Raw genomic sequence first — 11,901 nt, 5'->3', positions numbered from 1 at the left:
ATGCATCAAAACATCGGCGCGGAGTTTTCTTCCGTGCCGATGTTTGCCTATACGGTTGAGAAGTTTGATGCGGCATTGCATAAATTATGGGAGGGTGCATCAGTCGGGGCCCGCGGCTTTTGCCCCGGCGCAGTTGCCGTAGCCCAAAACCCCATAAAACAGGGCGTTATTTAAAATAAAAGACTTTTGCAGAATTGGCATTGTTTTTGCGATAAAGAAGAAGTAGCAAAAAACGACCGGAAAACAGGCTGACTTAGATGACCTAAAAGAGGAGGGTTGCAGATGTGGGAAACCATTGAGGTGACAAAACGGGAGCATTACGCCATAGTTACCCTAAACCGGCCCGATGCGTTAAATGCTCTCAGCACACAAATGGCCAAAGACATTATCGCCGTGATGGATGAGTTAAGCAAAGACATCGACGTCTGGGCTGTAGTCCTAAGCGGAGCAGGAGAGCGGGCGTTTTGTGTCGGAGCCGACCTCAAGGAACGGAAAAGCATGACCAAGGATGAAATGATTCGCCAGCGGGAGTTGTTCTGCGATGCTTTTGAAGCAGTGGTCCGTTTCCCCAAACCCATTGTGGCCATGGTAAACGGCTTTGCCATGGGCGGCGGATTCGAGTTTGCCCTCTGCTGCGACATGATTGTGGCGGCAGAAGAAGCGTTTCTCGGTTTGCCGGAGGTGGGGCTAGGCATTATCCCCGGCGGCGGCGGTACGCAAAACCTGCCCCGTATCATTGGTAAAAACAAGGCCAAGGAATTAATATATACCGGCCGGAAAATCTCCGGGCAAACGGCCTTCGAGTGGGGTATTGCCAACAAAGTGGCACCCCGCGGCCAACTAATGGAGGCCACCGCAGATCTGATCCGGGAGATTACCAAAAACGCTCCCCTGGCACTGCAGCAGGCCAAGCGCTGCGTGGACCTGGGTGTGGAAGTGGACCTGACCGCCGGGATGGCGCTGGAAGCGGAAGCATATAACCGCTGCCTCTACAGTAAAGACCGGGATGAGGGACTAAAAGCATTCAACGAAAAACGGAAGCCGAACTACCAAGGCCGCTAGGAGGCCTTGGCGGACCGACGATGAGCTACGCATCTCTTGGTTGCAAATTGGGGACGGACCTTTTTTCGCATAAACCATGCAAATTCCTGCAGGCCTGGGCGCTGGAGTTTAGCAGATTACAGTTTGAAAAGTTGTTTGTTTTTGCTGCCTGCCTTGCTTTTAGAGGTTGGCTGCCTTTAGGGGATTGGCGGGCGGCATTTTCTTTGAAGGGGTGATGTTTTTGCTATCGGATCTTAGTGGAGATGTTTTAATCCGGGAAGTTGGGTTAAGGGATGGATTGCAGAATGAGAAGCAGTTTGTGGCTACAGAAGATAAGATCCGTTTGGCCCGTGCGTTGACGGCGGCCGGGTTGCGTGAGATTGAGATTACTTCCTTTGTAAGCCCCAAGGCGGTGCCGCAGATGCGGGACGCCAAAGAAATTGTGGCTGCACTGGGACAGCCGGAGGGCGTGACCTATTCGGCATTGGTGGTTAATCGCCGGGGGGCTGAAGATGCCATTGCCAGTGGAGTAAAAGAGCTGCAATATGTGGTGTCCTGCAGTGAAACTCACAGTCAGAAGAATGTGCGCATGTCAGTGGATGAAGCATTGCAGCAGGCGGCCATTATCAGTGATTTAGCCAAAGAAAACGGGTTGACTATACGCACCGCTCTGTCTGCCACTTTTGGATGTCCGTTTGAGGGCAAAACTTCCTATGACCGTGTCTATGATCTGTTGGAAAAGCTATTTTCCCTGGGTGTGGAGCGTGTCTCTCTCTCAGATACGGCAGGGTTGGGAAATCCCAGGCAGGTGGCCCAATTATGTCAGGGGATCGTGGCTCGCTTTCCTGAAGACAGGTTTTCCCTGCACCTCCACGATACAAGGGGTCTGGGCTTAGCCTGTACCTTAGCCGGTGTCTGGGCCGGAATCAGGGTAATAGAGAGTTCCATTGGTGGTTTGGGCGGATGCCCCTTTGTTCCCAACGCCACCGGCAACATTGCCACAGAAGATGTGGTTTATATGATGGAAGAGATGGGGATTTCCACCGGACTTGACTGGCAGCAGTTGATGAATGCTGCAATGATGGCGGAAAAGATTCTGGGAAGGGATTTAAACAGTAAGCAGCTGTCGCTTACACGTATTCTTCAGTGCCGGGAGTAACAGATGGAGAAATAAATTCTAAAAGAGGAGTGAGACCATGGATTTTCAATTGACGGAAGAGCAATTAATGATTCAGAAGGTTGTGAGGGATTTTGCCCAGAAGGAACTGGCGCCAATAGCGGGAGAATTAGACGAGAAAGGTGAGTTCCCCCACGAGATAACAAGTAAAATGGCGGAAATGGGCTTGTTTGGCCTGCCGTTTTCCGAAGAGTACGGCGGCTCCGGTGCCGGATATCTGTCCTATGCCATCGCGGTGGAAGAAATCTCCCGCGCCTGTGCATCCACCGGTATCACTTATGCAGCCCATTGCTCCATTGGTACGGGCCCCATCTACCTGTTTGGCACCGAAGAGCAGAAGAAAAAGTGGGTTCCCCTGTGCGCCTCAGGTAAGGCTTTTGCCGCGTTTGGTCTGACAGAACCAAATGCCGGCTCCGATGCAGGCGGCACTCAGACTACAGCGGTGCTGGAAGGCGATGAGTGGGTCTTAAACGGCAGCAAGTGCTTTATCACCAACGTCGGTGTGGGTAAAGTGGCGGTAATTACCGCCGTTACCGATAGAAGCAAAGGCACAAGAGGCATTTCGTCCTTCATTGTGCCCACCGATACCCCGGGCTTCTCCGTGGGCCAGCCCTACGACAAAATGGGCTTAAAAGCCTCCGATACCCGGGAGATTATTCTGGAGAACGTCCGGATTCCCAAAGAGAACCTATTGGGCAATCAAGATGAAGGTTTCAAGCAGTTCCTGGTGGCCTTAGACGGCGGCCGCATCAGCATCGGCGCTCTGTCGGTGGGTATTGCCCAAGCCTGCCTGGATGCCGCACTGAAGTACGCCAAGGAGCGGGAGCAGTTTGGTCAGCCCATCAGCAAGTTCCAGGCTATCCAGTTTAAACTGGCTGATATGAAGATGAAGACCGAACTGGCACGCCTCATGGTATACAAAGCTGCCTGGTTAAAAGACCAGGGCCAGCCCTTCTCCATGGAAGCGGCCATCGGCAAGCTGTATGCCTCGGAAACCTGCATGCAAAACGCCTCCGAAGCGGTACAGATCCACGGCGGCTACGGCTACATGAAGGAATATCCGGTGGAGCGCTACCTGCGTGATGCCAAACTGATGGAAATCGGCGAAGGCACCTCCGAAGTCCAGCGCCTGGTCATCGCCCGCCTCCTGGGCTGCTAACTAGCAGCAGATAAGCAGGCATAAAAACCCAAAGCCGTGCAGAACCTAACACTGCACGGCTTTTACTATGCAATTTTAAACGTGAGACTCCCGGGACGGTTCTCACCGTCTCACAGTACCACAATATATAGTTTAAAATGAGAATTTGAGAACCGTCCCCGGAATGGAAATGAAATTTTGGATTAGCCTTGAAACTTTTAAAACGGAGTACATGTTGCTGTGTTTTGGAGAAAGTGTGCAAAATGTTGCAAAAAAATGCGAAAAAAGGTCCGTCCCCGATTTGTAGGCAATTTTTCACAATGGGCAGGAATCGGGGGGAGGTATCTCGAATGTAGTACGGTATTTTTGCAACTGAATTTCGCATGGTGAAATGGAGGAGCGGTTTTATGCCTAAATTACCCGATTATATCGGACCCCTTGCTTTTGGTGTGAAAATGGGTGTGGTAGTTCCCGGCACTGATCTAACGGGAATGGTGACTTCTGCACTGAAGCAGGTTAATGATGATGAGTTATTGGATGACAGAGACGTTATTTGCGTCACCGAGTCGGTGGTGGCCCGGGCGCAAAATAATTTTGTTTCCGTAGATTATGTGGCTGAGGAAATCCGGGCTAAGCTGGGTCTGAAAAAGGACAGCATGGTGGGGGTGGTATTTCCCATCACCAGCCGTAACCGGTTTTCATTGATTATGGAAGGGATTGCCCGGGCGGTTCCTGAAGGGGAAGTTATCGTGCAACTACCCTTTCCCTGTGACGAAGTGGGTAACCAGATTATTTCTGAAGAGTTAGCCGAAACCTTCGATTATGTTGCAGGCCTGGTTCGCTATGATGAGCTGGATGCGGCAGATTGCCGTCACCCAATCACTAAGGTGAATTATTTGCAGATGTATCAGGAAGTTATTGAGGGCCAAGGTGCTAAAGCTACCATTTTCCTCAGCAATGACCCCAAAAGAATCCTGGAGTTTTCACCCGACGGCGTCATCGCCGCCGATATTCATACCCGTGAGAAAACGCGCAGAAAAATCAAAGAGGACCTGGACAACTGCATTACCCTGCAGGACCTCTGCAGCGAAGGCGAGAACTGGTGCGAATGGGGCCTGTTGGGAAGCAACATGTCGGCCAATAAGCGCCTGAAACTGGCACCGCGGGAAGCTTCCGCCTTTGCCCGGGAAGTGCAGCAATCAGTCCTGGAGGCCACCGGACGTAAAGTGGAAGTGCTGGTGTATGGTGACGGTGCCTACAAGGATCCCAGCTCAGGGATTTACGAGCTGGCAGATCCCATGCCTGTCTTCGGTGCCACCGACGGGTTCAGCGGCCGCTACCGTGAGGGAATTAAATATAAGTATGTGGCGGATGTCTGCCATGAAGAGGGTAAAAGCGTAGAAGAAATCGAGGCTCATCTGGCGGAGCAATGCCGGGTAGCCTATGAGCATAACCATATTATGACCGAGGGGACCACACCGCGGCGGGTGGAAGATGTGATTGCCAGCCTGGCGGATCTGGTCAGCGGCTCAGCAGATGCCGGCACTCCGGTGATTGTGGTTAAAGGGATCTTAAAATAATATTTGTATAAATATAGCCGTGCGGACCTGACGCACGGCTGTTTGTTTTTTGGGCAATAATAACGGCAGAGGGAGTGGAGTGGCCAGTTGGACTTGGCTGTCCTCGCGGAGGGTTCCTCTTATCCCACTGCTTGTGGACAAATAAACCTGTCCCTCTGTCCACGTTAATATTTTCTTAATGGTGGAGGTTTTTGCAGGATTTGGGGAGGTAGTTGTTTAATTTTGGGAATAGGAATGGGGTGATTATATGGGGGTAACCACATTTACAATTTCTGTGGACGGAATTCGTCTGGCAGGGGAGCTGCATCTGCCCAAGGAGCAGAAAGATTCTATGCCCGTTGTGGTGATTTGCCACGGTATTCCTGCCGGCAGGCCGGCAAATGGTGATCCCGGGTACCGCCCGCTGGCGCAGAGCCTGGCCTCCGACGGGTTTATGGCCGTACTTTTTAATTTCCGAGGCTGCGGCCTAAGCGGCGGCAATATTGACTTGGATGGTTGGTGCCGGGATTTGCAGGGTATCTTGAACATGATCAGTACCCGTCCCGATGTGGACCAGAGCCGCATTTCCCTGTTGGGCTTTTCCGGAGGCGGAGCTGTTTCCTGCAAAGTGGCGGCCTCAGACACTCGGGTAAATGCGGTGGCCCTGATGGCCTGTCCCGCTGAATTTTCTTTCCTGTTTAAAGAGCAGGAGCTGGAGGAAATTGTGGCGCGGGCCAGAGAAATCGGCTCCATCCGTGATGCTGATTTCCCGCTGGATGCCAAGGTCTGGCTTGAGGGACTCTATGGTGTAGAGGCCCGGCGGTACATAGGGCAGATTGCACCGCGGCCGGTCTTGATTGTTCACGGCACAACCGATGAAGTGGTGCCGGTGGAGCATGCCAAAATCCTGTATGAAGCTGCACAGGAGCCCAAAGAGCTTGTCCTTCTGGAAGGCGTGCTGCACAGGCTGCGCCAGGAGCCGCGGGCACTGGATGCGGCTCAGGATTGGTTAGATAAAATAAATAAAATGGGAGAGGTGGACATCAATGCTTAAGCAAGGTTTGACAGGAGAAGCAGCAATGAAGGTGGCAAAAGGAAATACAGCCATGGAGGTTGGCAGCGGCAGCGTGCCGGTTTTTGCCACCCCCATGCTGGTGGCGCTGATGGAGAACGCAGCCATCAATGCATTAAAAGGCCAACTGGAGGACGGCCAGACTACTGTGGGCATGAAAGTAGACGTGGCCCATACTGCGGCCACGCCCATTGACATGACGGTAACCGCCCATGCGGAACTGGTGGAAGTGGAAGGGCGTCGCCTGCGCTTTAAAGTTACAGCAGTTGATGATGCCGGTCCGGTAGGTGAAGGTACCCACGACCGGTTTGTGGTGGATCAGGCCAAGTTTATGGCCAAAGTGGAGCAAAAATCAGGTTAATGCGGCAGCCAGCAGGGTTCCAGATACACCGGCTCTAACTGCCGGTCCTGCACGGCATAGGTAACCGTCTCCGCAAGTAAATCCAGCCTGGCCAGATAAATCTGTTTGCCGCCCTGGTCAACGGGACCAAAGGGCACCAGGAAAAAGGATTTAATGCTTAGGATTTGCTCCACGTTTTGCAGCAGGCTTTCCGAGTCTCCGTTGGTGATAACCGCCAGGACCACCGGATTGCCTTCCTGCAGGTGGCGAACTGTCTTGGACAGCGGGGCTGAAGTTGTACGGGCATTAACCAGCCTGACCAGAAAGTTTCCCGGGCAGGGTGCAATGACCATGATGTCAAAATTAATGTCTTCGCCGGATGTTTCTCCGGCTTCGTCTGCCAGGGTTGTGGTGAGCATCTCCCGACCGGTGACCTGTTCCAGGATTTTTTTAGCCTCTGTGAACTGGGAGTCTATCTCCGGTTGTTCGGATGTTGCCAGAAACAGCGGGTACACATCGGCCCCTGCAGACACAAGTTTTTTTACTTCAGTTAGAATGTCAGGCATGGAAAAGTGCCCTTCCGGTAAGGCAAAACCAATTTGTTTTCCTTTTAAATGCATAAAGAACCCCCTTCACAATTGCAATAATATATATGCAGAGGGAAGGGGGTTCGTGCCTGTCCGGGGCGGATTATAGATTGAGTATATTTTCCAGTCCGTAAATTACTTCCTCTTTCTTCATAACTTCCTTGACCGCCAGCACCACACCGGGCATAAAAGATGTCCTGTCGATGCTGTCGTGGCGGATACTCAAAGTCTGGCCGATACCGCCAAAAAGTACTTCCTGATGAGCCACCAAACCGGGCAGCCGCACACTGTGCAAATTGACACCATCCATTTCACCGCCGCGGGCACCCTTTACTTTCTCCAGCTCTTCCCGGGCCTCCCGGCCGGAGCGTCCCCGGGATTTGAGAATCATCTCCGCCGTCTTAATGGCGGTGCCGGAGGGCGCATCCACTTTTTTATCATGATGGAGCTCAATGATTTCCGCATCCGGCAGGTACTTGGCCGCCTGGGCGGCAAAGAGCATCATCAACACCGCGCCGATGGCAAAGTTTGGCGCAATAATGCCCGACACACCATACTTCTCCGACCATCCTTTAATTTTTTCCAAATCAGCTTCCGTGATGCCGGTGGTGCCCACCACGGGTCGCACTCCGGCAGCCATAATAGTTTCCACGTTTTGCATCACAGTATAAGGTGAGGTGAAGTCCACCACCACATCGGGCTTGATTTCCCGCAGCGTTTTTGCCATGTCGTTGTTTACCGGGATGTTTGTTTCCCCGATATGAGCAATGGGGCCAATATCGCTGGTATTATCTCCATTGGTATCAATGGCTGCCACCAGTTCTAAATCCGCATCGGCGGTAACGGCCCGAATCACTTCTTTGCCCATATTGCCCAGCGCTCCGCTAACTGCCACTTTTATTTTCATATGTAAAAACCTCCTAGTCTGCCAATCTTTATTAGTCATTGTCTTATATCAGCTTATGAATGTCAAGTATGCACTGGAATTGTAAGCTGCTGCTCAGGGCAAGATAAGACAGATGTGACACAAGGACAAAAAAGACCATTTGTGCACATTAGCATCCCCAAATAAATGGTCAGCATGAATAAAGGAGGATAACCATGACTGTAAATATCGGCATTAACGGTTTTGGCCGTATCGGGCGAAATACGTTTCGCGCGCTGATGGAAAACGAGAACCTGCGCGTTGCCGCCATAAACGATTTGACGGATAACGCCACGCTGGCGCATCTCTTAAAATATGACTCCCTCTTTGGTAAGTTCCCCGGTGATGTGTCGGTCAAAGGAGATAACCTCAATGTAAACGGACGGGATATCCGCATCCTGGCGGAAGCCCAGCCGGAAAATCTCCCCTGGTCCGAATTGGGAGTAGATATCGTCATTGAATCCACCGGCAGATTCCGTACCCACAAAGATGCTTCCCGTCATCTGCAGGGCGGAGCCAAAAAAGTAATTGTCTCCACCCCGGTAAACGACGCAGACAAAATCATCGTCATGGGAATTAACCATACCCAATACGAACCGGACAAGCACCATATCCTCTCCAACGCATCCTGTACAACCAATGCCCTGGCTCCCGTAGTTAAAGTACTCCATGAAAACTTTGCTTTGAAAAAAGGCCTGATGAACACCACCCATGCCTATACCAACGACCAGAACCTCCTGGATCTGCCCCATCCCGATTTGCGCCGCGCCCGGGCAGCTCAGGTCTCCATGATTCCCACCACCACCGGTGCCGCCAAAATTCTCGGCAAAATCATTCCCGAGCTGGAAGGTAAGGTGGACGGCTACGCCGTTCGTGTACCCACACCCACCGTCTCCATGGTGGATTTTGTGGCCGACCTGGGCAAGGAAGTAACGGCAGAAACAGCAAACGAGGCCTTTAAATCCGCCGCTGCCAATGAACTACGCGGTATCCTTGGCTACTCTGAAGAGCCCTTGGTTTCCGTGGATTACAAAGGCACACCCTATTCCAGCGTAGTGGACAGCCTGCTGACCATGGCCCTGGGCGGCAATATGCTGCGCGTTGTGGCTTGGTACGATAATGAATGGGGTTATTCGCAGCGAGTGGCCGACTTGTCGTTTTATATAGCACAACAGGGAATTTAAGCGAATATTAAGGAAGAAGTTGCCAAGATAGCAGGGAATGATTAGCTAAAACAGGAATATATATAGGGAGTTAACGGCAACTTGCAGTTTATTTCCGGTAGGAGGGATTTTTAATGGCAGAGATAACATTTGGCACTGACGGCTGGCGCGCCATTATTGCCGAAGATTTTACCTTTGATAATGTCCGCTGTGTATCACAGGCAATAGCCACTCATCTAAGAGACGAAGGCTTGGCCGACCGCGGGATTGTCATCGGCTACGATACCCGCTTTTTAGCAGAAAAGTTTGCCCTGGTTGTGGCAGAAGTAATGACCAGATACAACATTCAGGTCTATCTGTGTAAAACACACACACCAACTCCGGTGGTGGCCCATGCCGTCACCGTCCACAACGCCGGCGGCGCAGTAATGCTCACCGCCAGCCATAATCCGGCAGAATACCTGGGCATCAAGTTCATTCCGGCCTATGCCGGCCCGGCCCTTCCCGCAGACATAGCCCCCATTGTGGCCTGTCTGGTGGATATCCAAAAATCCGGCACTGTGGACCGCTACTCCCTGACCCATGCCTGGGAAAAGGGGCTGGTGGAGACCATTGAGCCCATGGAAGAATACGTCAATCATGTGGAAAAGCTCATAGATTTTTCTGCCATCAAAAAATCCGGCATCAACGTGGTAGTGGATCCCATGTACGGCGCAGGCATCGGTTATTTAGACGAGTTCTTAACCAAACACGGCTGTAAGGTGGAGACAATTAATAACAAGCGCGATCCCCTCTTTGGCGGAGCGCTCCCGGAACCCACCGCCCATCACCTTAAGGCCCTGGCCGAAAAAGTCAAAGAAACCAAAGCAGATATCGGGGTAGCTTTGGACGGCGATGCCGACCGACTGGGAGTAATCGATCCCAGCGGCCGCTACTACAGCCCCAATGAAATCCTGACCCTCTTTATGGAGTACCTGATAGAAAGCCGCGGCTGGGAAGGTACAGTGGCCAGAACGGTGGCTACCACCCACATGCTGGACCGCATTGCCGACCACCATGGCTTCTCCATAGTGGAAACTCCGGTAGGCTTTAAATATATCGGTCAGGCCATGCGTGAGCAGGACGCTTTCCTGGGCGGAGAAGAAAGCGGCGGCGTCAGTATCCGCGGCCATGTCCCGGAAAAAGACGGCATCTTAGGCTGCCTGCTCTTCATCGAAATGCTGGCTAAAACCGGCAAAACCGCAGCGCAGCTCCTAAAGGAAATCTCCGATAACTACGGCCCGCTCTACAGCGAACGCATAGATCTCCGCACCACCGAAGAAGCGAAAAAAGACATCATCAACAACATGGAAAGCTGGGAGCCCAAAGAACTGGCGGGCACACCGGTTGTTTCCCAATCCCGTGTTGACGGCTTAAAGATTGTTCTGGAAAACGGCAACTGGTGCTTAGTCCGTGCCTCCGGAACCGAACCGGTCTTTCGCATCTACGTGGAAGCTGACTCAGAGGAAGAAAAGAAAAAAATCCAACAACATGTTAAACAAACTTTATGTTCCCAGACAAAGGAGGGCGAGCCTTGTACGATCTAAAAGAAACCAGCGGCCTGTCAATCTCCACCGATGAAAACGGTAAGTTGACCTTCTGGGCCGAACTGGATTCCATAGATCCCGATGTTCGTTACAAAAAGGATATGCTGGATGTTCTCTATGACAAAAATGGCCAAGGCTCCGAGGAACTCTATTATATGTATCGCGGCGTCGGCTACAAAGAAGACCGTGAACTAATGGCCAAACACGGCCTGCGCTACGACATAACAGTGCTCCGTTCCGGCCAGGTAGGCCCGGAATACATAAAAACCGCCGGTCACTACCACCCACTAAAACCCGGTACAGAAGTAACCTATCCGGAAGTGTACGAAGTGCTCTACGGCACCGCCCACTACCTCCTGCAAACCGAACCCGACGATGACGGCGTAGACGTTATCCTGGTGGAAGCAAAACCCGGCGACAAAGTCTTAATTCCCCCGGGTTACGGCCACATCACCATCAACCCCGGCTCTGAAGTCCTGGTGATGAGCAACTGGGTAGCCTCCGGCTTTGACTCGGTCTACAGCCCCATCAAAGAACTGGGCGGCGGCGCCTACTTTGAACTGGCCGCCGAAGGCGAAGACCAAACCTTCATCCCCAATCCCCGCTACAAGCCCGCCCCGCGCATATCCCTGCGTCAGGTACAGGATCATCCGGAACTGGGCTTAATCAGCGGCAAACCTATGTATCAGGAATTTCTCTCCTCTCCGGATAAATTCGCTTTCCTCACCCAACCGGAAAATTACTTTTAAAATAATCGCCACTTCCAAAAGTGGCGATTTACTATTGCCCCAGGTAACCAATAAATCAGCCACCTCATATAATAAATAACAATTGACAAGTGAGGGGGCAGCTTTTATATGGAAGTTCTGGTGCCTCTGGGAATTATCGGTGTGGCTTTAATTTATAACATCTTGTCCATGACATTGGACGAAAAAACTTATGCTCCCCCACGACCCCGCAAAAGAAAACGCAAAAGAAGAAGGAGATGAGCACGCCCACGGGCGTGCTCATTTTCATAGATACTAATATTGTAAAATTAATCAAAAGAAGATAAAATAATATCAGGGTGAGTGCTATGATTCTTAATGTTACCGTGCCTAAGGAAAAGGTTCATATTCTCGACATGTTAAAGAAAGCCGCTGAAGAGACAAGCAAAACCGAGGGCGAACTGATATTGGAAGCTCTGGAGAACTATCTTCTCCAGTTTAAGCCTGATGAGTTGGGCAAATTTAAATTGGGCAAAAATGAGTATGACCGGGAAGACTTGTATAGATATAAGTTGGATAATGATTTTCTATAGAAAGCATTAAAAA

At 51.5% G+C, this 11,901-nt stretch carries 14 protein-coding genes; 12 read left to right on the top strand and 2 right to left on the bottom strand.

Annotation, left to right across the window (positions count from 1 at the left end; all coding sequences use genetic code 11):
- Nucleotides 1-33: 33 nt before the first annotated feature.
- The 7 genes from DEALDRAFT_RS16880 to DEALDRAFT_RS07620 all read left to right on the top strand — a co-directional run bounded on the left by DEALDRAFT_RS16880 (nucleotide 34) and on the right by DEALDRAFT_RS07620 (nucleotide 6,348).
- Complete coding sequence (locus tag DEALDRAFT_RS16880; protein ID WP_008516390.1) at nucleotides 34-174, top strand: hypothetical protein; 141 nt, start codon at nucleotides 34-36, stop codon at nucleotides 172-174.
- A 108-nt stretch (nucleotides 175-282) separates the two neighbouring features.
- Nucleotides 283-1,062 (top strand): enoyl-CoA hydratase/isomerase family protein, encoded by a 780-nt coding sequence (locus tag DEALDRAFT_RS07650; RefSeq protein WP_008516388.1) that lies wholly within the window; start codon nucleotides 283-285, stop codon nucleotides 1,060-1,062.
- 220 nt (nucleotides 1,063-1,282) lie between these two features.
- On the top strand, nucleotides 1,283-2,200 hold the full coding sequence (locus DEALDRAFT_RS07640) for a hydroxymethylglutaryl-CoA lyase (protein ID WP_161598023.1): 918 nt from the start codon (nucleotides 1,283-1,285) through the stop codon (nucleotides 2,198-2,200).
- A gap of 37 nt (nucleotides 2,201-2,237) precedes the next feature.
- The gene (locus DEALDRAFT_RS07635) at nucleotides 2,238-3,377 is read left to right on the top strand and encodes an acyl-CoA dehydrogenase (RefSeq protein WP_008516384.1); all 1,140 of its coding nucleotides are present in this window, start codon (nucleotides 2,238-2,240) and stop codon (nucleotides 3,375-3,377) included.
- 386 nt (nucleotides 3,378-3,763) lie between these two features.
- The gene (locus tag DEALDRAFT_RS07630; RefSeq protein ID WP_008516382.1) at nucleotides 3,764-4,936 is read left to right on the top strand and encodes a coenzyme F420-0:L-glutamate ligase; all 1,173 of its coding nucleotides are present in this window, start codon (nucleotides 3,764-3,766) and stop codon (nucleotides 4,934-4,936) included.
- A gap of 247 nt (nucleotides 4,937-5,183) precedes the next feature.
- Nucleotides 5,184-5,969, top strand: coding sequence for an alpha/beta hydrolase (locus DEALDRAFT_RS07625; RefSeq protein ID WP_008516379.1), 786 nt, complete (start codon nucleotides 5,184-5,186; stop codon nucleotides 5,967-5,969).
- Entirely contained in the window at nucleotides 5,962-6,348 is a 387-nt protein-coding gene (locus tag DEALDRAFT_RS07620) for a thioesterase family protein (protein ID WP_008516377.1), read from the top strand. The genes DEALDRAFT_RS07625 and DEALDRAFT_RS07620 overlap by 8 nt, the downstream gene beginning before the upstream one ends.
- Here the strand turns inward: DEALDRAFT_RS07620 and DEALDRAFT_RS07615 are convergent.
- A complete protein-coding gene (locus DEALDRAFT_RS07615; RefSeq protein ID WP_008516375.1) occupies nucleotides 6,345-6,947 on the bottom strand; it encodes an HFCD family protein in 603 nt (200 codons plus the stop codon). The two genes, DEALDRAFT_RS07620 and DEALDRAFT_RS07615, sit on opposite strands and share 4 nt — an antisense overlap.
- A 70-nt stretch (nucleotides 6,948-7,017) precedes the next feature.
- Nucleotides 7,018-7,821, bottom strand: coding sequence for a 4-hydroxy-tetrahydrodipicolinate reductase (gene dapB / locus DEALDRAFT_RS07610; protein ID WP_008516372.1), 804 nt, complete (start codon nucleotides 7,819-7,821; stop codon nucleotides 7,018-7,020).
- 194 nt (nucleotides 7,822-8,015) lie between these two features.
- Between dapB and gap the strand changes: the two genes are divergently transcribed.
- The 5 genes from gap to DEALDRAFT_RS07590 all read left to right on the top strand — a co-directional run bounded on the left by gap (nucleotide 8,016) and on the right by DEALDRAFT_RS07590 (nucleotide 11,888).
- Entirely contained in the window at nucleotides 8,016-9,023 is a 1,008-nt protein-coding gene (gene gap, locus DEALDRAFT_RS07605; RefSeq protein WP_008516370.1) for a type I glyceraldehyde-3-phosphate dehydrogenase, read from the top strand.
- 113 nt (nucleotides 9,024-9,136) lie between these two features.
- Nucleotides 9,137-10,588, top strand: coding sequence for a phosphoglucomutase/phosphomannomutase family protein (locus DEALDRAFT_RS07600; RefSeq protein ID WP_008516369.1), 1,452 nt, complete (start codon nucleotides 9,137-9,139; stop codon nucleotides 10,586-10,588).
- Nucleotides 10,576-11,337 carry a glucose-6-phosphate isomerase family protein gene (locus DEALDRAFT_RS07595; protein ID WP_008516367.1) on the top strand — a complete coding sequence of 254 codons (762 nt, stop codon included), beginning with the start codon at nucleotides 10,576-10,578 and terminating at the stop codon, nucleotides 11,335-11,337. Before DEALDRAFT_RS07600 ends, DEALDRAFT_RS07595 begins: the two co-directional genes overlap by 13 nt.
- 108 nt (nucleotides 11,338-11,445) lie before the next feature.
- Nucleotides 11,446-11,577: a hypothetical protein gene (locus DEALDRAFT_RS17405; protein ID WP_008516365.1), complete on the top strand. Its 132-nt coding sequence runs from the start codon at nucleotides 11,446-11,448 to the stop codon at nucleotides 11,575-11,577.
- 86 nt (nucleotides 11,578-11,663) lie between these two features.
- Nucleotides 11,664-11,888, top strand: coding sequence for a hypothetical protein (locus DEALDRAFT_RS07590; RefSeq protein WP_008516364.1), 225 nt, complete (start codon nucleotides 11,664-11,666; stop codon nucleotides 11,886-11,888).
- Nucleotides 11,889-11,901 lie beyond the last annotated feature (13 nt).

Source organism: Dethiobacter alkaliphilus AHT 1, assembly GCF_000174415.1.
In the GTDB taxonomy this organism is placed as follows: domain Bacteria; phylum Bacillota; class Dethiobacteria; order Dethiobacterales; family Dethiobacteraceae; genus Dethiobacter; species Dethiobacter alkaliphilus.
Note: the sequence above shows the minus strand (reverse complement) of the source record. Positions and strands in the feature narration are given on the sequence as shown.